The sequence below is a fragment of the Oceanicaulis alexandrii DSM 11625 genome (assembly GCF_000420265.1).
GTDB lineage: Bacteria > Pseudomonadota > Alphaproteobacteria > Caulobacterales > Maricaulaceae > Oceanicaulis > Oceanicaulis alexandrii.
Window position 1 is genome coordinate 151,070 of record NZ_ATUP01000002.1, and the last position, 21,783, is coordinate 172,852.

Annotated in this window: 21 protein-coding genes and 1 tRNA gene; 18 read left to right on the plus strand and 4 right to left on the minus strand. The window is 62.8% G+C overall.

Features of this window, described 5'->3' with window-relative positions; translation table 11 throughout:
* Both purN and purM read right to left on the minus strand, forming a co-directional pair.
* On the minus strand, nucleotides 1–657 hold the full coding sequence (purN, locus tag G405_RS0113355) for a phosphoribosylglycinamide formyltransferase (protein ID WP_022702024.1): 657 nt from the start codon (nucleotides 655–657) through the stop codon (nucleotides 1–3).
* A gap of 3 nt (nucleotides 658–660) precedes the next feature.
* On the minus strand, nucleotides 661–1,698 hold the full coding sequence (gene purM / locus G405_RS0113360; RefSeq protein WP_022702025.1) for a phosphoribosylformylglycinamidine cyclo-ligase: 1,038 nt from the start codon (nucleotides 1,696–1,698) through the stop codon (nucleotides 661–663).
* A gap of 147 nt (nucleotides 1,699–1,845) precedes the next feature.
* On the opposite strand from purM, the gene G405_RS0113365 reads away from it, so the two are divergent.
* From G405_RS0113365 to G405_RS0113415, 11 genes are all read left to right on the plus strand, one after another.
* On the plus strand, nucleotides 1,846–2,898 hold the full coding sequence (locus tag G405_RS0113365) for a DUF2066 domain-containing protein (protein WP_022702026.1): 1,053 nt from the start codon (nucleotides 1,846–1,848) through the stop codon (nucleotides 2,896–2,898).
* The gene (locus G405_RS0113370) at nucleotides 2,898–3,566 is read left to right on the plus strand and encodes a P-loop NTPase family protein (RefSeq protein WP_022702027.1); all 669 of its coding nucleotides are present in this window, start codon (nucleotides 2,898–2,900) and stop codon (nucleotides 3,564–3,566) included. The genes G405_RS0113365 and G405_RS0113370 overlap by 1 nt, the downstream gene beginning before the upstream one ends.
* 34 nt (nucleotides 3,567–3,600) lie before the next feature.
* Nucleotides 3,601–5,793, plus strand: a complete 2,193-nt coding sequence (locus tag G405_RS16135; protein WP_022702028.1) for an RNA degradosome polyphosphate kinase — start codon at nucleotides 3,601–3,603, stop codon at nucleotides 5,791–5,793.
* Entirely contained in the window at nucleotides 5,793–7,316 is a 1,524-nt protein-coding gene (locus G405_RS0113380; protein WP_022702029.1) for a Ppx/GppA phosphatase family protein, read from the plus strand. The genes G405_RS16135 and G405_RS0113380 overlap by 1 nt, the downstream gene beginning before the upstream one ends.
* 63 nt (nucleotides 7,317–7,379) lie before the next feature.
* Nucleotides 7,380–7,892: a potassium channel family protein gene (locus G405_RS0113385; RefSeq protein ID WP_022702030.1), complete on the plus strand. Its 513-nt coding sequence runs from the start codon at nucleotides 7,380–7,382 to the stop codon at nucleotides 7,890–7,892.
* 78 nt (nucleotides 7,893–7,970) lie between these two features.
* Nucleotides 7,971–10,001 carry an acetyl-CoA carboxylase biotin carboxylase subunit gene (locus G405_RS0113390; protein WP_022702031.1) on the plus strand — a complete coding sequence of 677 codons (2,031 nt, stop codon included), beginning with the start codon at nucleotides 7,971–7,973 and terminating at the stop codon, nucleotides 9,999–10,001.
* Between the two features lie 151 nt (nucleotides 10,002–10,152).
* Nucleotides 10,153–10,713 (plus strand): DUF805 domain-containing protein, encoded by a 561-nt coding sequence (locus tag G405_RS0113395; RefSeq protein WP_022702032.1) that lies wholly within the window; start codon nucleotides 10,153–10,155, stop codon nucleotides 10,711–10,713.
* Between the two features lie 78 nt (nucleotides 10,714–10,791).
* Nucleotides 10,792–11,310: a DUF805 domain-containing protein gene (locus G405_RS16140; protein ID WP_022702033.1), complete on the plus strand. Its 519-nt coding sequence runs from the start codon at nucleotides 10,792–10,794 to the stop codon at nucleotides 11,308–11,310.
* Between the two features lie 67 nt (nucleotides 11,311–11,377).
* Nucleotides 11,378–11,968: a DUF805 domain-containing protein gene (locus G405_RS16705; RefSeq protein WP_022702034.1), complete on the plus strand. Its 591-nt coding sequence runs from the start codon at nucleotides 11,378–11,380 to the stop codon at nucleotides 11,966–11,968.
* 90 nt (nucleotides 11,969–12,058) lie between these two features.
* The gene (locus G405_RS0113410) at nucleotides 12,059–12,583 is read left to right on the plus strand and encodes a hypothetical protein (protein WP_022702035.1); all 525 of its coding nucleotides are present in this window, start codon (nucleotides 12,059–12,061) and stop codon (nucleotides 12,581–12,583) included.
* An 81-nt stretch (nucleotides 12,584–12,664) separates the two neighbouring features.
* Nucleotides 12,665–13,135, plus strand: a complete 471-nt coding sequence (locus G405_RS0113415; protein ID WP_022702036.1) for a DUF1203 domain-containing protein — start codon at nucleotides 12,665–12,667, stop codon at nucleotides 13,133–13,135.
* Here the strand turns inward: G405_RS0113415 and lipB are convergent.
* Nucleotides 13,132–13,812, minus strand: a complete 681-nt coding sequence (gene lipB / locus G405_RS0113420) for a lipoyl(octanoyl) transferase LipB (RefSeq protein WP_022702037.1) — start codon at nucleotides 13,810–13,812, stop codon at nucleotides 13,132–13,134. The two genes, G405_RS0113415 and lipB, sit on opposite strands and share 4 nt — an antisense overlap.
* Nucleotides 13,813–13,916: 104 nt before the next feature.
* On the opposite strand from lipB, the gene G405_RS0113425 reads away from it, so the two are divergent.
* The 7 genes from G405_RS0113425 to G405_RS16160 all read left to right on the plus strand — a co-directional run bounded on the left by G405_RS0113425 (nucleotide 13,917) and on the right by G405_RS16160 (nucleotide 20,828).
* Nucleotides 13,917–14,162, plus strand: coding sequence for a FliM/FliN family flagellar motor switch protein (locus G405_RS0113425; protein ID WP_028284815.1), 246 nt, complete (start codon nucleotides 13,917–13,919; stop codon nucleotides 14,160–14,162).
* A gap of 62 nt (nucleotides 14,163–14,224) precedes the next feature.
* Nucleotides 14,225–14,311, plus strand: a tRNA-Leu gene (locus G405_RS0113430).
* A 161-nt stretch (nucleotides 14,312–14,472) separates the two neighbouring features.
* Nucleotides 14,473–15,861: a magnesium transporter gene (mgtE, locus tag G405_RS0113435; protein ID WP_028284816.1), complete on the plus strand. Its 1,389-nt coding sequence runs from the start codon at nucleotides 14,473–14,475 to the stop codon at nucleotides 15,859–15,861.
* 48 nt (nucleotides 15,862–15,909) lie between these two features.
* Nucleotides 15,910–16,899, plus strand: coding sequence for a Kelch repeat-containing protein (locus G405_RS0113440; protein ID WP_022702040.1), 990 nt, complete (start codon nucleotides 15,910–15,912; stop codon nucleotides 16,897–16,899).
* Between the two features lie 74 nt (nucleotides 16,900–16,973).
* Complete coding sequence (locus G405_RS16710) at nucleotides 16,974–18,893, plus strand: glycoside hydrolase family protein (protein ID WP_169447532.1); 1,920 nt, start codon at nucleotides 16,974–16,976, stop codon at nucleotides 18,891–18,893.
* 70 nt (nucleotides 18,894–18,963) lie between these two features.
* Nucleotides 18,964–20,136, plus strand: a complete 1,173-nt coding sequence (locus G405_RS0113450; protein WP_022702042.1) for an isovaleryl-CoA dehydrogenase — start codon at nucleotides 18,964–18,966, stop codon at nucleotides 20,134–20,136.
* A 221-nt stretch (nucleotides 20,137–20,357) separates the two neighbouring features.
* Nucleotides 20,358–20,828, plus strand: a complete 471-nt coding sequence (locus tag G405_RS16160) for a lysozyme inhibitor LprI family protein (RefSeq protein ID WP_022702043.1) — start codon at nucleotides 20,358–20,360, stop codon at nucleotides 20,826–20,828.
* 43 nt (nucleotides 20,829–20,871) lie between these two features.
* Here G405_RS16160 and G405_RS0113460 read toward each other — a convergent pair whose 3' ends face one another.
* Entirely contained in the window at nucleotides 20,872–21,699 is an 828-nt protein-coding gene (locus G405_RS0113460) for an aldo/keto reductase (protein ID WP_028284817.1), read from the minus strand.
* Between the last annotated feature and the right edge of the window lie 84 nt (nucleotides 21,700–21,783).

Sequence of the window (21,783 nt, forward strand, 5' to 3'; positions counted from 1 at the left end):
CTAGACCGCCGGATTGATCAAAACAGTTTCGCTGTCGGGCTCGCTGCCTTCGGAAATGCGGACGCTTTCCGCCGAGACGCGCGCCTTGCCCTCCGCCACCAGTTTCAGGCAGGCGGGGTAGAGCTTGTGTTCCGCTTCCAGCACTCTCGCCGACAGGGCGTCAGGCGTGTCGCCTGCTATCACCGGCACCACGGCCTGACCGATGATCGGGCCGTCATCCATCTCAGCGCGCACGAAATGCACCGTGCAGCCATGCACGCGCACGCCTTTTTCAAGCGCGCGCTCATGGGTGTGCACGCCCTTGAAAGCGGGCAGCAACGAGGGATGAATATTCAAGAGACGGTCGCGCCATTTCTCGACGAACCAGGGTGTGAGAATGCGCATGAATCCAGCCAGGCACACGATCTGGACGCCGGCCTCACGGAGTTTCGCGTCGAGGTCTTTTTCAAAGTCCTCGCGGTCGTCATAGAGGGTGTGGTCGATAAAGCCTGTGGGTACATCCACCTTGCGGGCGCGCTCAAGCCCTTGCGCGCCAGCCTTGTTGGACAGAACAAGCACGACCTCGGCAGGGAAGTCCGGATCCTGGGCCGCGTCGAGCAAGGCCTGAAGGTTTGATCCCCGGCCAGAGACCAAAACGCCGACTTTGGTTTTCGCCATTCTCTAGTTCGCCTTCAACGCGCCGATAACACTGGCGTTCTCGCCTGCTGCGTTTAATACCTCGCAAACCGAGTGCGCCTCGCTGGCGTCGACCGCCAGGATCATGCCGACGCCGCAATTGAAAGTGCGGCGCATTTCGCTCTCGGCCACATCGCCCGCTTCCGCCAGCCATTTGAACACGGCGGGGCGCTCAAAGCTGTCATAATCCACTTCGAACGTCAGATGATCGGGCAGCATGCGCGGCGTGTTTTCCGTGATCCCGCCGCCGGTGATGTGGGCCAGGCCCTTGATGCGGCCGGCGCGGATCAGGGGCATCAGCGCTTTGACATAAATGCGTGTCGGCTCCAGCAGGGCTTCCGCCAGCTTGCGACCCGGCGCAAAGGGCGCGTCGCTATCAAAATCGAGCCCTGCATGGTCGATGATCCGGCGGATCAGGGAATAGCCGTTTGAATGCGGGCCGGAAGAGGCGAGGCCGATCAACGCATCGCCTTCCTTCATCAGGTCATGGCGCGGCAAGAGCGCCCCACGCTCGGCGGCGCCGACCACAAAGCCGGCCAGGTCAAAATCATCGCCTGTGTACATGCCCGGCATTTCAGCGGTTTCGCCGCCGATCAGCGCGCAGCCCGATTGGCGGCAGCCTTCGGCGATGCCCTCGACGACGGCGGCGCCGCGCGTCGGGTCGAGTTTGCCGGTGGCGAAATAATCGAGGAAGTACAAGGGCTCGGCGCCCTGGGCCAGGATGTCGTTGACGCACATGGCCACCAGATCAATCCCGACCGTGTTGACGATGCCGGAGTTGATGGCGAGCTTGAGCTTGGTGCCCACGCCGTCCGTGCCGGACACCAGAACCGGGTCTTGAAAGCCTGCGGCCTTGAGATCGAACGCGCCGCCAAAGCCGCCCAGTCCGGTGTCTGCGCCGGGGCGGGCGGTAGATTTGGCCAGCGGTTTGATGGCCTGCACCAAGGCGTCGCCTGCATCAATGCTGACGCCGGCGTCAGCGTAGGTCAGTCCGGATTTCGGGCTCGGGTCGGAGTGTGACACGTGCGGCTCCCTTGGCCATATCGTCAGTTCAGGCGTGCATAGCGTGCAATTATCAAAAGTGCGAGAGGGCGGGGCGCCGCAACAGGCTTCACCGCAGCGCGCATCCGCGTATAGTCGCGAACAGAAATGACGCATCAGGGGATCACCATGCAAGCGATCAGGCAGGCAGTGCAATGGGCTTTTGCGGGGCTGGCGGCTGGCGTTATGACCGCCTCGGCCCTGGCGGACGGGCCCTTCACCATCGACGGCGTCGCCATTGATGCCCGTGCGGACACAGCCTACGACGCCCAGCGCACGGCCATGGAAGAGGGCCAGACCCAGGGCGCCTTGAGGCTGATCGAGCGCCTGACGCTGCCTGAAGACCGGATGCAATCAGACCTGTTGCTGATCTCGGCGGAGGACGCGGCGTCTCTAATCGCGGGCCTGCAGATTTCTGATGAACAGCGCTCGGCCACCCGTTATCGCGGCGTGCTAAGCCTTGATTTTGATCCCCGCGCCGTGCGCCGCTATCTGTCAGGTCTGGGCGTTCCCTTCGTCGAATCCCAAGCGGCGCCCATGGCCGTCATTCCGGTGACAGAGCTTGGCTCGGGTGAGCGGGTCTTGGGTGGAGACTGGCTGGAGGTCTGGCGAAACAACGGTTTCGAGCATGCGCTGACTCCGGTTCTCGCGGTCGAAGACGATGCGATCTCGGCGAGCGCTGTCGTGTCTTTGAATGTGTCCGCGCTTCGCTCCCTGCTTGATGAGATGGGTCTTGAGCGGGCCATGGTGCTGGTCGCGCGCCAGGAGCCAGGTTCAGTGCGCGCGGGCGGCGTGATCATCAGCTTTGACGGCGAGGGCGGCCTGCAACGTGAAACCGTGGCTCCGATCAGCCTTTCGGGCGGATTCGAGGATGCGGCGCGCGCCATTGTGGAGCGTCGCGAGCAGGACTGGAAACGCGCCAGCGTGGTGCGCGACACGACCGTGGCCGAGCTCGATCTGAGCATTCTTTTTGACAATCTCGCCGAATGGCGAGAGCTGCAACAGGCGGTGACCGGCGCGTCCTTGATCCAGAATGCGCGCCTGGACGCCGTTTCGCGCACGGGCGCCGCGATGACGATCACCCATCGGGGCGCGCGCGAACAGGTCATGGCCGAACTCAGCGCCCGCGGCGCGGTTCTGGCCGAGGATGAAGCTCTGGGGTGGACGGTACGCAGCCGCTAATGAAGCCAGGACAACTTGCGCTCGATCTGGTGCTTGAGCCCGATTACCGGGCCGAAGCCTTTGCGGTCAGTGAAGCCAACGCCGCCGCCCTGGCGCTCGTCAATCGCTGGCCACGCTGGCGGCAGGGCCATCTCTTGCTGGTCGGACCGGCGGGCAGCGGCAAGACCCATCTGTCTCACATGTGGACCGCACGGACGCGCGCCATGCAACTTGACGCCTCTGATCTGACCAAAGGTCTGAAGAGTGTCGGGCGCGGGGCGGCGGTCCTGGTCGAGGATTGCGACAAGGGCGTGGATGAGAACGCCCTGTTTCACCTGTTGAACCGGGCGGCTGGCGATGCCGGCGTGACCGTGTTGATGACGGCGGGCAAAGCGCCGGCGGAATGGCCGGTCTCGTTGCCCGATCTGGCGTCGCGCCTGATCGCGACGGAGACCGCGGTGCTGCATGAGCCTGATGACGCCTTGCTGCGTCAGGTGATGGAAAAACTTTTCCGTGACAAACGCACGCCGCTCTCCCCAGGCGTTCTTGAGTATCTCCTTGACCGCATGGAACGATCTGTGGATTACGCGCGGCGTTTGACGGCCTGGCTCGACCGCGAAGCACTGGCGCGTAAAGGCCCTGTCACTCGCACTCTTGCGCGCGAGGGGCTGTCAGTCCTATCCAGTTGACCCGACGCGCCCTTCGCCTGTTTGGAGCCCCGTGATGACCGACGCCGCGCCTTCATCCTCCGGATCCCCGACCGATGTAGAGGCGCTGATGGCGTCTCCGGATCGGTTCCTCAATCGAGAGCTCTCCTGGCTGCAGTTCAACTGGCGGGTCATCGAGGAAGCGCGCAACCCCCATCATCCTGTGCTGGAGCGCTTGCGCTTCCTGTCGATCTCGGCCAGCAATCTTGATGAGTTCTATATGGTGCGGGTGGCCGGCCTGCGCGCCCAGCTTCGCAACGGCATGGACCGGCCCGGCATGGATGGCTGCACGCCCGGCCAGCAGCTTGACCAGATCAATGAGGCCGCCACGGCGCTGATGTCCGCTCAGCAGGAGACCTGGCGTGAGCTTCAGGACCTTCTGGCCGAGCAGGGCGTGGAGCTGGTGGATGAGCAAAACCTGACAACGAAAGAGCGCGAATGGCTGCGCGATGATTTCCTGGCGCATACGCTGCCGGTGATCACGCCGCTGGCGATCGACCCCGCGCACCCGTTCCCGTTCATCCCCAATCTGGGGTTCGCCCTGATGCTCAAGCTCCGGCGCCAGCGCGACGGCCGGATCATGAATGCGCTTCTGCCCATGCCGGCCGGGGTGAAGCGCTTCATCGAGATCCCCACAGAGCGGGTGGATGAGCAGGGCCGTCCGGTCAAACGCTTCATCGCGCTTGAGACCATCCTCATCCTGTTCATGGATGCGCTGTTTCCCGGTTTTGATCTGGTGGGCAAGGGCGCGTTCCGGATCATTCGCGACAGCGATATCGAGATCGAGGAAGAAGCCGAAGATCTGGTGCGCGAGTTTGAAGCGCTGCTCAAACAACGCCGCCGCGGCGTGCTGGTGCGCCTGAAGATCGAAGCGGGCATGCCCGAAGAGTTGCGCCGTTTCATCACCCAGCAATTGCATGCCGAAAAACAGGATGTGCAGCTGGTGGACGGGCTTCTGGGCATGGCGCAGCTGAGCCAGATGATCCCAGACGAGCGGCCCGAGTTGAAATTTGATCCCTATGAGCCGCGCTTCCCCGAGCGCATCAAGGATCATGGCGGGGACGTGTTCGCGGCCATTCGGGCGAAAGACCTGATCGTCCATCACCCCTATGAAAGTTTTGACGTGGTGGTGGAGTTCCTGCGTCAGGCGGCGCGTGATCCCGATGTCATCACCATCAAACAGACGCTGTATCGCACCTCCAAGGATTCGCCGATCATTGCGGCTCTGATCGAGGCGGCGGAAGCGGGCAAGAACGTGACCGCGCTGGTCGAGCTCAAGGCGCGTTTTGACGAAGAAGCCAATCTGCGCTGGGCGCGCGATCTGGAACGCGCCGGCGTGCAGGTCGTCTATGGCTTCATCGAGTACAAGACCCACGCCAAGATATCGCTGGTGGTGCGCCGTGAAGGCGCGGACCTGCGCAGCTACGCCCATTTCGGCACCGGCAATTACCACCCGATCACGGCGCGCATTTACACCGATCTGTCGCTCTTTACCGCCGACCCCGCCTTTGGCCGGGATGCGGGCCGGATCTTCAACTACGTCACCGGCTATGCCCGGCCGCAGCAGCTGGAAAAGCTGGTGATCAGCCCGATCGGCATGCTCGAATTCATCTGTGAGAAGATTGATCGCGAGATCGAGAACGCCAAGGCGGGCAAGCCCGCCGGCGTCTGGGCGAAGATGAATTCGCTGGTCCATCCGCGCGTCATCGACAAGCTGTATGAAGCCAGCCAGGCCGGGGTCAGGTGCGAGCTGATCATGCGCGGCATCTGCTGCCTGAAACCCGGGGTTCCGGGGTTGTCAGAGAATATCCGCGTCAAATCCATTGTCGGACGCTTCCTGGAGCATTCGCGAATCGCCTGTTTCGCCAATGGCGCGCCCATGCCCAGCCCGCAGGCGGAGATCTATATCTCGTCGGCCGACTGGATGCCGCGCAATCTGGACCGGCGGATCGAGACCCTGTGCCCCATCGAGAACCCGACTGTGCACCGGCAGGTGCTCGATCAGATCATGGTCGCCAATCTCAACGACGAAACCCAGAGCTGGTACATGAACGCCGACGGCTCCTATACGCGCTTTGATACAGAGGGCGTGGACGAGCCGTTCTCGGCGCACGCCTATTTCATGACCAACCCCTCCCTGTCGGGCCGGGGCGAAGCGCTGAAACAGGATCAGCCGCCCGCCTTTCCCCATGTGGGTCCGCGCGACTGATGGGCGTCCGTGACATTTTCGGCTTCGGCAGCGCCGAGCCTCAGCTCAAAGGCCGCGATGTTGCGGTGATTGATGTGGGTTCGAACTCGGTCCGTCTGGTGCAATACCGGGTCGAGGGCCGGATGCTCTGGCCCGTGTTCAATGAAAAGACCATGGCGGGGCTTGGCAGCGGCGCGGCGGAGACGGGACGGCTGAACCCCGAAGGCGTTGAGGCCGCCCTGCGCACGCTCAAGCGCTTCACCCAGCTTCTGGACGCCAAGGGCGTCAGCACGCGCGGCGCCGTGGCGACCGCTGCTGTGCGTGAATGCGAGGACGGGCCGGAGTTCGTCCAGAGGGTTCGTAACGAAACCGGACTGATCATTGACGTGCTCAGTGGTGAGGAAGAAGGACGCTATTCCGCACTGGGCGTGCTGGCGGGCGTGGGTGAAGCCTGGGGCGTCGCGGGCGATCTGGGCGGGTCGAGCCTGGAGCTGACCGGTCTGGACAATCGCACCACGCTGTCCGCGGTCACGCTGCCTTTGGGGCCGCTTGCGGTGAATGCAGCGGGAGCCAAGCCGCAGGCGCTGCGCGCTCATGTGGATGAACAACTGGCCAACGCTGGCGAGGTCCTCAAGGATGCCGGCGACACCTTCTACGCCGTGGGGGGCGCCTGGCGGTCCTTCGCCAACCTCTCGATGACCTTGCGCAATTATCCGCTGCGCCTGCTGCATGAATACGAAATGACGCCAGAACAGGTGCGCAAGGCCGTCGATTTCGCCATGAGCCAGAGCGAAAGCTCGCTGGCCTCCGTGCCGGGCGTGGCCTCCAAACGGGCGGCCACATTGCCCTACGCCGCCATGCTGCTCGACCGGGTGATGAAGGCGGGCGGATTTTCCCGCGTCGTCTTTTCCGCCAACGGCCTGCGCGAAGGCGTGGTGTGCGTCAGCGATCTGAGCCTTGTGGAGGAGGGCGATCCGCTCCTGAGCGGCGCGGAGGCGATGTCCCATTCCGCCTCGCCCGAGCCCGAATTCGGCCTCGCGCTTGCGGACTGGCTGGAGCCCGCCTTTGACGGTGAGGGGGCTGTGTTCTCAGAGGCGCGGGACAAACGCTTGCGCGCTGCGGCGGCCCGTCTGTGCGATATTGGCGCGCGCCTTCACCCCGACCACCGCGGCGACCTGGCGTTCACGCAGGTGCTGTATGCGCCAATCGGTGGGCTGAGCCATGATGAGCGTGCGTTTCTCGCGCTCTGCCTGCACCATCGCTATGAAGGCAAATCCGCCCGCTCTGAAGACTGTGTCTCCAGCCATCTGCTCACCGAAGAACAGCGCGCAGCGGCGGTTCGGGTGGGGCTCGGTCTGCGCTTTGGCGCGGCCTTGTCAGGCCGCACCGCAAAGCTCTTGAAAGCGTTCAGCCTGTCGCGTGAAGCGGGAGAGATGCGCATTACAGCGCGTCCGGACACTGAAGACCTGGTGGTGGAACGGGCCTGGCGGCGCTTCGAGCAGTTCTGCAACGTGATGGACCTCAAGCCGGTCCTGTCACGATAGACCCGCTAGCGGTCGAGGCGGCGGCTGGATAGGGTTGGCGATTGATCACTCAGGGGAAGAATCTTGGAATTGTTTTCTTTTCTCGCCCTGGCGACGGGTATGGTGGTGCTGACCACATCCATTCACCTGGGCGGCCTGGCGGCGTTGATCGCATTGATGCGCTGGCGGGAAGGGCATTCCAACCATGTGACGTCCGCCTGGTGGCAGATGGCGCTCATCCTCGGCGTGGTGCAGGGCTTGTTCTTGCTGCACGCTGTCCAGATCTGGGTGTACGCGGCGCTGTACCGGTTTGGTGGTGTGATCGAAACCTTTGAGGAAGCTTTGTATTTCTCAACCTCGACCTTCACCACGGTGGGCTATGGCGACATTGTGCTTGAGCCGGGCTGGCGGGTGCTGGCGGGCATTGAGAGCGCGAACGGCTTCCTGCTGCTGGGCTGGTCGACCGCCTTCCTGCTGCAGGTTGTGAGCCGGCTGCGCTCGGTGGAGTTTCGCTGGCTGGACCGTCGGGAGGACGAGGCGGAACTGTTTGAAACCCGCAAGGCCAGCCACTCGGACGACACGGATCGGAAGCCCTAGCATCCCGTCCGACTTGCCCCCGTGCTCCGCAGCGCGCTAAACCATCCGCACATTTCAGAAAGTTCGACAGGACCGGGCATGTTCAACAAGATCCTCATCGCCAACCGCGGCGAAATTGCTGTGCGCGTCATCAAGACCTGCAAGCGGTTGGGCATTCCCACCGTGGCGGTCTATTCCGAAGCGGACGCGGATACGCTGGCTGTGGAGATGGCCGATGAGTCCGTGTTCATCGGGCCGCCGGCGCCGGGCGAATCCTATCTCGACATGAACAAGATCATCCAGGCATGCCTGGACACCGGCGCGGACGCCGTCCATCCCGGTTTCGGTTTCCTGTCTGAAAATGCGAAATTCCCCAAGGCGCTGGCCGAGAAGAACATCGCCTGGATCGGTCCGAACCCGCACGCCATTTCGGCCATGGGCGACAAGCTGGAATCCAAGAAACTGGCCGCCGAAGCCGGCGTCAGCACCGTTCCCGGTTTCAAGGGCGAGATCGAGGACGATCAGCAGGCCGTCGAGGTGGCGGGCGATATCGGCTATCCGGTGATGATCAAGGCGTCAGCCGGCGGCGGCGGCAAGGGCATGCGCATCGCGCGCTCAGAATCAGAAGTCCGTGAAGGCTTCAAGGCCGCTCGTAACGAAGCGAAATCCTCGTTCGGCGATGACCGCATCCTGATCGAGAAATTCGTCGAAAAGCCGCGCCATATCGAGATCCAGGTGCTGGGCGACAAGCATGGCAATGTGGTCCATCTCAACGAGCGCGAATGCTCGGTGCAGCGTCGGAACCAGAAAGTGCTGGAAGAGGCGCCGTCGCCGTTCCTTGACCCCGAGACCCGCAAGAAGATGGGCGACCAGGCAGTCGCCCTGTCCAAAGCGGTGGATTATGACAGCGCCGGCACGGTCGAATTCATCGTCGATCCGGATCGCAATTTCTACTTCCTGGAAATGAACACCCGCTTGCAGGTGGAGCATCCGGTCACTGAACTGACCCACGAGATCGACCTTGTTGAGCAGATGATCCGCGTCGCGGCGGGCGAAAAGCTCGGCTTCAAGCAGTCCGACATGCAGATCAAGGGCTGGGCGGTGGAAGCGCGCCTGTACGCCGAAGATCCCTATCGCGGCTTCCTGCCGTCGATCGGCCGTCTCAAGCATTATGTCGAGCCGCTGGAAGGCCCGATCGGACGCGGCGCGCTGCGCATTGATTCCGGCGTTCGCGAGGGCGATGAAATCTCGATGTTCTATGATCCGATGATCGCCAAGGTCATCGGCTATGGCGACAATCGTGACGCGGCCATCGACGCTTTGTCAGAAACCCTCGACCGGCTTTATGTGGACGGGCTGCAGTCCAATGCGCCCTTCCTGTCCGCGGTGCTGGACGAGGCGGATTTCAAGTCCGGCCGGATCCATACCGGCTATATCGACGAGCACTTCCCCGAAGGCTTCAACGGCACCGCGCCGACCGAGTTCCAGCTCAAATCATTGTGTGCGACCGCAGCCTTCATCCACACTGTTTTTGTGGAGCGCGCGGCGCGTGTGTCCGGCCGGATCACGCCGCTGCCTGAAGAGGGCCTCGCCCATGAGTGGGTGGTGATCCTCAATGATCAGCGTTTCCCGGTGGAGCTGCGCATCCCTGAAGGCGCGATGGATCTGGACGAGGCGGGCGCCGAGCTGTGGGCGCCGGGCCTGATCGCGGAGCCGGTGGTTCTGACCACCAGCTGGAAGCCGGGCGATCACATGTTTGAAGGCACGCTGGACGGCCAGGATTTCGCGGTCTTCGTCGCCGACCGCACCGAAGGCTACAAGCTGCGTCATCGCGGCTATCAGGCCGATGCGCTTGTGTGCACGCCGCGCATCGCCGAGCTGCACGCGCGCCTGCCGGAAAAAGAGCCCGTGGACACCGCCAAGCTGGTCACCAGCCCGATGCCGGGCCTTGTGGTTTCCGTTGCTGTTGAGGCGGGTCAGGAGGTCAAGGCCGGCGAAGCCCTGATGGTGGTCGAGGCCATGAAGATGGAGAACGTGCTCCGCGCGGAACTCGACGGCGTGATCAAGTCGGTCAATTGCGACGCGGGTGCTTCAGTCGCCGCCGATGAATTGTTGATCGAATTCGACTAAAGTGTGCATACAGGCTGTTTCAGAAGGCTGCAGTTTTGAAGACTGCAGCCTTTTGTTTTTCAGTGTGCTTGCCCGATAACTTACCCAGACTTCATTTGACGCGAGCCGTGTGGCGCAGGCACACTCAGGGCGTAAAGAAACGGAGTCTTGGATGAATCTCGGACACACCCTGTTCAGCCCCAACGGTCGCAGCACCCAGAATGAGTACTGGTTGGGCATGTTGATCGTCGTTCTTGGCAATCTGTTTCTCGCCCCTTTGCCGGTCGTCGGAGCGATCTTCTGGATCGGCTTGATCTATGTGGGCGCCGTCGTCTCCGCCAAACGGTTGCATGACGCAGGCAAGACCGGCTGGATTCATCTTATTCCTTGGGTCATTTCGCTGTCTCTGATGGGATTTGGCGTTGTGGCTGCAGGCGGCGCCGCGCTTGCGCCTGTTCTGGACATGGTCGGAAAACCGGGGGGCTGGGAGATGCTGGAATCCGGCGATCTCACCCCGCAAGCCACGGCCCAGCTGGTCAGCGGCGGATTGCTGGCGGCGGGCGGCCTGCTGCTCTTCTGGTCGCTCTCTGCGTTGACCTGGGTGGTGTACACCATCTGGGTGGGCGTTCTGAGCCCTGATCAGGACGATAATGTGTATGGGCCCGCGCCGCGTCAGGCTGTGTACGCCCAGGCCGCAACCCGGTCCGCCGGAGCGCCGCCGGCTGAAGGCTGAGCCGGTTTCTCTTGACGCGCGTCGCCGAAACACGAACGCTGGTTCACGTGCATTTCTACTTCAAAGCCTGGGGACATCATGGATATTGGAAATCTGCTGTTCAATCCGAACGGTCGAATCGGCCAGAAAGATTTCTGGATTGGCGTGGCGATCATTTTCGGCGGCAATTTGCTGCTCACCTGGATCCCGTTTCTGGGCACGCTGATCTGGTTGGCGCTGCTCTGGGTTGGCGTCGCGGTCTATGGCAAACGTCTGCATGATGCCGGCAACAGCGCCTGGTTGCATGCCGTGCCATGGGCGGTCTCGATTGTCCTTGGGGTGATTGGCTCCGTCATGTTGGGCGGTGTTTTCATCGCAGCATTGGCCGGCGAGGGCGACGTCAATGTCGGCGCGCTGATCGCTGGCGGCGGCTTGGCCAGCGTCTTCTTCCTGCTCAGCACCTTGGTCTGGATCGCCTACACGATCTGGGTAGGGGTGCTCAAAAGCGATGCAGGCGCCAACGCCTATGGTCCGGCCCCGGTGATCGATGCGACTGCGGCTCCGGTTGAGCCGGCGGCTGCGCCGACCGAGGCGAATCCGGACGAAACCAAAGACTGATATGAAGGTCGGCTAGCCATTGCGGCTGGACGACAGGGGAAGTGACGGAGGGCGACCCGTGAGTTTGATGAGTGTTCTTTTTGCGCCGAACGGGCGCATCAATCCCAGCCAGTTCCAGACTGGCGCTCTGGTGCTGTTGGGGATCGGTTTCGTGCTGGCCCTGGTGCCGCTGACCGGCAATGGCGCGCTGATCGGCGTGCAGACGCTGGTTGGGTTGGCGATGATTTATCCGTGGGTCGTGCTGTGGCGCAAACGCTTGCATGACAGTGGCAAAAGCGGCTGGTTCCTGCTGCTGATCGTGTTGGTCTGGTTCATCATCAGCATGATTGCCAGCCAGATCATCACCATGATGTTCGCCGGCGACATGATGCAGGCCATGGAGGATGTCACCGGTTTCTCGCAGATGATGCAGGCTCAGGCGCAGCTCGCAGAAGCGCTGGCCTTGCCCAATGCGATTTCATCCCTGGTCGTTGGACTGATCGTGGTGTTTGGCGCCAACGCTATTCTCAAGTCCGATCCGGAAGAAAACCGCTATGGCCCGCCTCCTGGCGTTGAAGGCGCTGCGGCTTCGATGGATCCGGCAACGCAAGCGCCCGCTCAAGCGCCAGCCGAGACTCCTGCTGAAGCGCCGACCGAAGATCCGGATCAGAAGACCTGAACTTGATCGCCCTGCGACGCAGGGCGGGCTTGCCATGGACGCGCGCTCCGTTTCATACCGGGGCGCGCGTTTATTTTGTGAGGAGCCGGCGTGACCCAACCCAGTTTTGATCTGAAGACGGCCTTTATGCCGGTCTTTCGCTCCACCGAGGACGAATTCTGGATCGGACTGGGGGTGATTGCGGCGCTGGACGCCTTGCGCATCAGCTTTTCTCCGGCTGCGGGCGTTCTGTCCTGGCTGGTCATCGCCTTTTTCGCCGGCACGGTGTTCATCAACCGCTATCGCGCGCTTGGCAAACCTACGGCGCTGGCCCTGGCGGCGCTGGCTGGCGCCACCGTGATCAAGATCATCACCGGCCTGTTCGGCATGGCGATGCGCGCCTATCCGGAATTCGTCGCCTTTCTTGAAAGCCAGGGCGTGAACATGGACGATCCGGCTGCGGTGCAGGCGGCGGCCTATGACCCCGCGATCCAGCAAGCCTACCAGGAACGGCTGACCTCGGACCCGGAATTCGCCATGGCGATCCTGCATGCGGGCGCCTGGCCGTCCATGTGGGGCTTCTGGCTGGTGCTGGCGGCGGTGGGGTACTGGACCGCGCGCAGCAAGCCGCGCTGAGATGTCAGGCTGAGCAAGGATCGGAATGCGCGGATGACTGTCTGACGCTATCGCTAGGCTTCTGATCACAGGAGCAAAGACATGGCATTTCAGATCACCGGGTTGAACCCTGATCTCTTCAAGCCGCTAATTGACCTCTCCGCCACCGCTCTGGCTGAACGTGGGGTGCAACGCAAAACAGTTGACGCCAAGCCCGGATATCCCTGCCGCATCACGTTGGAAGACGCGCCTGTGGGGGAAACCGTCTTGCTGCTGAACTATGAAAGCCACGCAGTTTCAACGCCGTATCGTCACGCTTTTGCGATCTATGTGCGAGAGCACGCGCACGCCGCGGCGCAGTTTGACAACGCCTTGCCGCCTGTGATGAGCGGGCGTCCCATCGCCCTGCGGTTCTTTGATGCGGACGGCCAGCTGGTCGGCGCCGACATGTTTCTTGATGAAGCGGCCGGCGTTGAGACGATCAAGACTGCGCTCGACCGTCCGGACGTCGCCTATATCCACGCCCATAACGCCAAGCATGGCTGTTTCTCAGCTGAGATTCGTCCGCTCTAGACCGGCGGGTCTTCGCGATGGACGGCGCCGAACACGTCTTCAAAAGCGCGCTTGAGCGCCAGGTCGGCGTCATCCATCGTCACGGGCAGTCCCAGATCCACAAGGCTCGTGACCCCGTAGCGCGGATCAGAGATGCCGCAGGGCGTGATGCCGCCAAAGTGCGACAGATCCGGCTCCACATTCAGCGCGATGCCGTGAAACGACACCCAGCGGCGCAAACGTATGCCGATGGCGGCGATCTTGTCCTCGCGTTCCGGACCGCCGGGCTGGGTGCGGTCCACCCACACGCCCACGCGCCCGCAGCGCCGCTCGCCGGTGACGTTGAAGCTGTCGAGCGTTGAGATGATCCATTGTTCCAGATCGCGGACGAATTTGCGCGCGTCCCGGCCGCGCGTCCTGAGATCCAGCATGACATAGGCCACGCGCTGGCCGGGACCGTGATAGGTGTATTCGCCGCCGCGCCCGGTCTTGTGAACAGGAAAACGCTCAGCGTCTTGCAGGTCTTCAGGCTTGGCGCTGGTGCCGGCGGTGTAAAGCGGGTCGTGTTCGAGCAGCCAGATCAGTTCGCCCGCTTCGCCCCTGGCGATTGCTTCGGCGCGAGCCTCCATGGCGGCCTCGGCGTCGGGGTAGGGGATGCGGGTCTGAGAGACCGCCCAGCCGATGGTCGCGTCTGTCATGATCTTGCAGGCCTTTAACTGTCGAGAAACCGTAGCGGAACATCGTGAGGCTGAACGCGCATGACAAGGGTTATGCGCCACAGAGCAACAGTGATGCACGTTTCATGAGCCAATTAGGCGCCGTTCAGGTCGAAATCTCCGTGCTGTTGGGCCGGTCCAAGCTGCCGATTCACCAATTCCTGCGCATGGGCCGGGGCGCGGTGATTCCCCTGGACGCCGCCGAGCATGACGAAGTGTGGATTCTGGCCAATAACCATCCGATCGCACGCGGTGAAATCATCATTCAGGGCGACCGGGTGGCGGTTTCAATCACTGACGCAGCAGACGTTCACGACTATTTCGCTGCATAAGCACCTCACATAAGGGCTTCACAAGAGGGGCCGGGCTTGGTACACGCCCGCTTCCCGAATTCGCGGCCGTGGCGGAATTGGTAGACGCGCAGCGTTGAGGTCGCTGTGGGGTAAAACCCGTGGAAGTTCGAGTCTTCTCGGCCGCACCATCTTTCGCGCTTTCTGCAAGCGCTGACAGACAAGCCTGACGCTGACGCGTCAGGCTTTTTTGTTTTTTCGCGACAACAGCACGCGCCATCTCGATTTCATCGGCGCCCGCGACTATCGTGTCTTACGCACTGCCCCCCATTCCAGAAAAACGCGAGACGCCATGACGCAACCGGTTGAAGAGCTGCACCGTGACGATGTGACGACCGGTATGGATTTGCCTGAAGGGGTGCTTGTCGAATTGATCGGCGCGATCGCGGATCGCGACCCGACCCTGATCCGGCAATTGCTCGCGCCCCTTCACCCGGCGGACATTGCGGACCTGATCGAGCAGCTCAGCTGGGATCAGCAGCGTCTGCTGGCTGAACTCGACGCGTCGCTGCTGACCGGCGAAGTGCTGGCGGAGATCGGCTACGATACGCGCGCGGGTCTGTTTGACCTGCTGGAGACCCAGCAGATCGTCGACGCGCTGGATGGTCTTGATTCCGATGACAAGACCATGGTCGTCGAGGAGCTCGAGCCGGAGGTGCGCCAAGCGGTTCTGGCCGCCGTATCCGCCGAAGACCGCGAACATCTTGAAGCCTCGCTGGCCTTTGAAGAGGAGACCGCCGGTCGCCTCATGCAGCGCGAGTTCGTCGCGGCGCCGTCATTCTGGACGGTGGGGCACACCATCGACCATATGCGGCTTGCAGGCGAGGAACTGCCGGACCTCTTCTTCGAGGTCTTCATTGTGGATGAAGGCTTCCGTCCCATCGGCGCGGTGCCTGTCAGCCGTCTGATGCGCTCGCAACGCCAGACGCCGCTGTCTGAACTGATGGAAACGGCCAAGATCACGATCCGCCCCGAGGATGATCAGGAAGACGCGGCCTATCTGTTTGAGAAATACCATTTGATCTCGGCGCCCGTGGTTGATGATTCGGGGCGCTTGAAAGGCATGCTGACGGTCGACGACATGGTCGACGTCATCCAGGAAGAGAACAAGGAAGACCTTCTGGCGCTGGCCGGGGTGAATGAAGCCGGTCTGGCCGATACGGTCTGGGAATCGGTGAAGTCTCGCGCGCCCTGGCTGCTGGTCAATCTGGGTACGGCGGTGCTCGCCTCGCTGGTGATCGCGCTGTTTGATCAGGCCATCGCCCAGCTCGTAGCTCTGGCGGTGCTGATGCCGATCGTCGCCTCCATGGGCGGAAACGCCGGCACGCAATCTCTGGCGGTCGCCGTGCGTGCGCTCGCGACGCGCGATCTGACCGGGGCGAACTCGCTCCGGTTCGTCTGGCGTGAAGCGGCGGCAGGCGTTGTGAACGGCGTCATTTTCGCTGTGATCATGGGGATCATCGCCGCTGTGTGGTTCCAGGAACCGGATCTGGGCTGGGTGATCGCGGTCGCCATGGTGATCAACCTCGCCATCGCAGGCCTGGCCGGGGTGCTGGTGCCTCTGGGGCTCAAGCATTTCGGCGCCGACCCGGCTGTCGCGTCCTCGGTTTTTGTGACGACCGTGACCGATGTTGTGGGATTTGTCGTGTTTTTGGGCCTGGGCGCCCTTGTTCTGCTTTAATCTGATCCGACGTTGAGTCAGATGACGATCCTGAGGGAGGCCTTCGCCATGAAACATGCCGCTCTGGCGCTTGTGATCGCACTTGCGGGCGCATCGCCCTTGGCCGCTCAGGATGCGGGGGGGCAAGCGCCGTCCTTTGACAGCGGGTTGCGCCTGTCAGGCCCGTGGGCGATCGGACCGCGTCTGGATCAGGCTCGGGCTGGATTGTCCGCCACGGTGCTGGACGGTCGGATTTACGCCGCTGGCGGCGCCGGCCTCGCAAACCCGCGTGACGCCCTGGAAGTCTATGACCCTGAAAGCGGCGCCTGGCGCGTGCTCAAGCCCCTGCCTGTGGGCCTGGAGCGTTTCGGCATGGCGGTTCTGCACGGCAAGATCTACGTGGCGGGCGGCTATTCGTCCGAAGCCGGCGCGGAGCCGATTGATCAGGTCTGGTCCTATGACCCCGAGACCGATGCATGGAGCGCAGAGACGGCGCTGCCCGGCGCCAAGGCCAGCCTGTCGCTGGTTGCTGTGAATGATCAACTGTACGCTCTGGGCGGCGAGGACGGCGCGCCGGGCCTGTTTGTTTATGATCCCGAGGCGCAGAGCTGGAACGCTGCGGAAGCGCCTGACGAGATCAATCGTCGGGGCGCGGCGGCGGTCGTGCTCGATGATGAAATCTGGCTGATCGGCGGCGCCCGCAACGGGCAGGCGACATCGCGCGTGGATGTTTACCATACACTGTCTCAAACCTGGCGCCGTGGTCCGGATTTGCCTGAACCGCGGGCCGGCCATGCCGCGGCCGCGCTGGACGGCGATCTTCATGTTTTTGGCGGACGCAGCGCTGACATGCGCCGAACTCTGGCCAGCCACATCACGCTCAGCGCCGGTTCCGAGAGCTGGAACAGCCTGTCTGACATGCCCGCCGCCCGTACGGAGGCAGGGGTGGTCAGCGTTAACGGCGCGATCTGGTTAATTGGCGGCGGATCAGGCGCAGGCTTCTTTGCGCCCTTTACCGCTCTGGACGCGGTGGACATTTTCTCAGCCTCAGAGCGCTGACGGTCCTGAGTTTGCATCGCGCTTCTTGACTGAAGATCCAACCGTTTCGAAACGGGACAGCGATGACACCGCGTTTGAAATCGACCCGCGCCGCGCGCGACCTGATCAAGGCTCACGAGCCCTTCCTGGCGGAGGCTGAACGGCGTGGTAAACGCTGGACGGTCGGGTATGGCCATACGGCTTCCGCGAAGGAAGGCGTCACGCTGAAGCCTGAAGACGCCGACCTTCTGCTGATCTATGACGTGATGCGCGCCGAACAGGCCATCGACGCCAGCGTTGGCGCAGAGATGGCGGCGCCGATGCGCGATGCGCTGGTGTCCTTCGCCCTCTCGGTGGGCTTGCGGGCGTTCAAGGTGTCAGACGTCGCGCGTCTGGCGCGAGCCGGTCGTCATCGTGACGCCGCAGCCGCCATCGAGACCTGGGTGCGTGCGGATCAGGATGGCCGGCTGGTCGTATCCGATCGTCTGGTCACCCGCCGCGCCGCTGAAAAGGCGCTCTATCTGTCCGGGCTGGAAGACAGCGCGGCGCATGTGGATGCGCCGTCTGTGGCTTCCGAACCTGAGCCTCAGCCTGAGCCTGAGCCTGAGCCTGCATCCGGTGCGGACTCAGAACACTCGACCGATACGCCTGCTGAAGCGCCGGTTGCTGAACCTGCGCCGTCTCAGCTGGCGGATGAACAGCCCGAGCCCGAGCCCGAGCCTGAGGCCGAGCCTCTTGCCGAAGCGGAAGCCGAATCCGGGCCTGAGCCTGAAGAGCAGGAGGCCTCGTCTGGATGGGTTGAGCTCGATATTGCTTTTGAAACGCCGGACGAGGAAGTGGCGGTTGAGAGCCTTGTAGAGCCTGACTCTGATGCGCCGGACAACGACGCGCAAGCAGACGAGCTGGACGCTGAATCCGAGGCGGTTGGGCCTGAGACGGTTGAGCCTGAGACGGTTGAGGCGGAGGCGTCAGACGCCGAACCTGTTGAAACTCAGGCGCTCAGCGAACCTGCTGAAGAATCCGAGCAGATTGATGCTGCGCCAGACGCGCCTGAGACAATGGACGCGCCTGAGGCTGATGACGCTCAGCCTGATCTGGATGCGGTGAAACAGGCGCAGGACGCCTCCATCGCCGCTGTCATGGCGCGCATGGCCCAGCAGGTTTCCGCCAGCATTGCGCCACCGGCGGCTGAGGCAACGGAGTCCGACGCCTCCGTCAAGTTGGGCTACAGTTTCCTGTCGACAGCGCATGTGGAGCTCGCCGCGCAGTCCGCGCCCCGTATCGCGCCTCAGCCTGCTCAACCCGAGACGCCACAACAAGGCGCGCCGTCAAAACCGCGCAGCCTGTTCAGCAGCCCCGCCGTGCCGATGGGGCCGTATCATGGCGCCTTGCAGGTCTCTTCCATCAAAGTGACCGCGATTGCGCCTGAAGCGCTCCCGCAGGGCTCTGACGCGGAAGACGCTGAAGCCGGCGAGGACGCGCAAAGTGTTCAGGCCGCTGCGCAATTGTCGGATTCAGATGATGTGATTTCGGTTGAAGCGCCCACTGATGAAGAGTCTTCGCCCGAAGCGCTGACAAGCTCACATGAGGCGACGAACGACGCCCAGGTCTTCTCTGCACCGCCGCATCCTGCGCTTGCGCCTGCGTCTGCAGCGGGTCTGTCCGGCGATGTCGAAGGCCCAGATCACCCTGACAAGGGTGATGAAGACCCCCATCACGACCTTCATGAAGACAGCGAAGAGCTCGATCCGACGGTTGTGGCGGGTACGGAAGCGCCTGCGGCGCTCGAAGCCGAGCCGGCGCAGTCCAAGGGCGGGGATGTGATGTTCATCTCCTCGCTGGCTGTGGGCGGCGCCATGGTGGGGCTGGGCGGCTGGGATATAGCCGCGAACATGGACGCGTACATGGAATTGGGGCTGTCCTACTCGCCGTTGGGGCCGATCGTGTTCGGCGCCGGCGTGCTGCTGAGCGCGGCTTCGGCCTGGTTCATTATCGGTCGCCGCAACGAGAAGTAGCGCAACGCGCCTGAACTGGCGAGATTTGTGCGAACTTGACGCGCCGCCCGCGCGTGGTATCTCGCGGTCTATGATTTCGAACCAGTATCCTTCGCTCGAGTTCCCTCTGGGCGACACCGCGGACATGCTGCGCGATACCGTGCAGTCGTTCGCGTCCGATCATATCGCTCCGCGCGCCGCTGAAATTGACGCCAAGGACGAGTTTCCCGCCGACCTCTGGACCAAGATGGGTGAACTGGGCCTGCTGGGCCTGACCGTCGAGGAAGAGTATGGCGGCTCGGGCTTGGGCTATACCGAGCACTGTATCGTCATGGAGGAGATCTCACGGGCCAGCGCGTCTGTGGGCCTCAGCTATGGCGCGCACTCCAATCTGTGCGTCAACCAGATCCGGCTGAACGGGTCTGAAGCGCAAAAGCAGAAATACCTGCCCAAGCTGATCTCCGGCGAGCATGTGGGCGCGCTGGCCATGTCTGAACCCGGCGCGGGCTCTGACGTGGTCTCCATGCGTCTGAAAGCCGTGAAAAAGGGCGATCACTACGTCCTGAACGGCAACAAGATGTGGATCACCAACGGCCCGAGCGCGGATACCCTCGTGGTGTACGCCAAGACCGATCCCGAAGCGGGCTCCAAGGGCATCACCGCCTTCCTGATCGAGAAGGACATGAAGGGCTTCTCTGTCGCCCAGAAGCTCGACAAGCTGGGCATGCGCGGCTCTGAAACCGGCGAGCTGGTGTTTGAAGACTGCGAAGTCCCTGAAGAGAACGTGCTGGGCCAGATCGGCGGCGGCGTGCGCGTTCTGATGAGCGGGCTCGATTATGAGCGCTCGGTGCTGGCGGCGGGCCCTGTGGGCATCATGCAGGCCTGTCTCGACGTGGTCATGCCCTATGTTCACGAGCGCAAACAGTTCGGCCAGCCCATCGGCGAGTTTCAGCTGATCCAGGGCAAAATCGCGGACATGTACACGCGCATGAACGCCAGCCGCGCCTATGTCTATGCGGTGGCCCAGGCGTGCGACGCCAAGAAGACCACCCGTCAGGACGCAGCGGGCGCCATCCTGTTCGCCGCGGAAGCGGCGACCCAGTGCGCGCTCGACGCCATCCAGATCCTGGGCGGCAATGGCTATATCAACGAATATCCGACGGGCCGCCTGCTGCGCGACGCCAAGCTCTACGAGATCGGCGCCGGCACCAGCGAAGTGCGCCGCATGCTGATCGGCCGCGAGCTGTTCAACGCAACCCGCTAAGGGCTGAGCTGTCTTGTCCTGCCCAGGGATACGATGCTCTGCAGTCTATAAAGCCCGCGCTTCGGCGCGGGCTTTTTCTGTTGAACCTGCAGGCGCGCACCGGCTCGACGCTGGATCGCCTTTTCAGTCGCCTCGCATAGGCAAATCGTCCTAGAGTGTCATGAGGTTAGGGCTGGCGGAAATGCGCAGCCGGTCGCCCAGGGGACATTAAAGGATCCGCCATGCTGATTGAAATTCTCGCCCTGACGCTGGCTTTAAGCGCGCAGAAGTCTCCGCCTGTGGAAGCCTCGCCTGACGAAGCGCGCCTGAACGCCTGTCTGGCGCAGGCGGAGTTCGCCGAGAGCTGCATCGGCGCGGTGTCCAACGCCTGTCAGGAAGATCCGGGCGGGTATACGACCTATGGCATGATGGAATGCGAGCGTCGTGAGAACGAGCTGTGGGATCAGCGCCTGAATGCGGCGTACTCCCGGATGCGCGAGGTGATGCTGGAGCGCGAGATGCAGGCCCGGCGAGACGCCTTGCTGGCGGCGCAACGGCTTTGGTTGCAATACCGGGACGCCGAGTGTGAACAGCGTGGGCTGGCCTATGAAGGCGGCACCATGAGGGGCGTGGTTCATAATTCGTGCTTCAGCGGCTTCACGGCGCGCCGCGCTTTGGAGCTGGAAAGCCAGCTTCAAGAGCTGTCGCTCTAGACACAAAAAACCCCGCGCGATGGGCGCGGGGTTTTTCTTGATCTTACTTGTCCCAGTCCGGGGCCCAGTCGGGATCGATCAGACGGCCTTTCGGGCTGCGCAGGGCGTCGATGCGCCCAGTTTCCTCTTCGCTCAGCGTGATCTCCGAGATCTTGAAATTGGACTCGATGTGCGCGTCGCTGGAGCTGCGCGGGATGGCGACGACGCTGTCCTGGTCAACCAGCCAGCGCAAGGCGATCTGGGCGGGCGAGACGCCGTGTTTGCTGGCGATCTGCTTGATCACGTCATCCTCAAACACCTTGCCTTGCCCGATCGGGGAATAGGCGGTCATCGCTATGCCTGCGCTGCGGCAGGCGTTGAGCACGGCGCTCTGGTCGAGGAAGGGATGATATTCCACCTGATTGACCGCAAGCGGCGCCTTGGAATGCGCGCGCGCTTCATCCATCAGGTCCACGGTGAAGTTCGACACGCCGATGTGCTTGACCTGACCTGAGTCCACAACCGCGTTCATCGCCTGCATGGTCTCGATCAGCGGGACTTCCGGCACGGGCCAGTGCAGGAGCAGCAGGTCCACATAATCGGTCTTGAGCCTGTTGAGGCTGTCCCGAACCGAAGCCTGAAGGTCGCCGTCCTTGAAATGGTCGCGCCAGACCTTGGTGGTCAGGAAGATATCCTCGCGCGCCACGCCGGATTGATGAAGCCCGGCGCCGACTTCCGTCTCATTGTCATAAATCTGGGCGGTGTCGATATGCCGGTAACCGGTCTTGAGCGCATGGGCGACAGCGCGTGTGGCGTCCTCGTCTTTCAGCTGCCAGGTGCCGAAACCCAGCTTGGGAATGTCTGCGCCATGGGCTTGGGTCCGCTCGATCATCGTGCGCTCCTTGTTTGCGTGTCCGGGGGACGTCAGCATCAGGAACGCGCAAGGAAGGGCGGAAGTTTCATTCCGGCGCCGTTG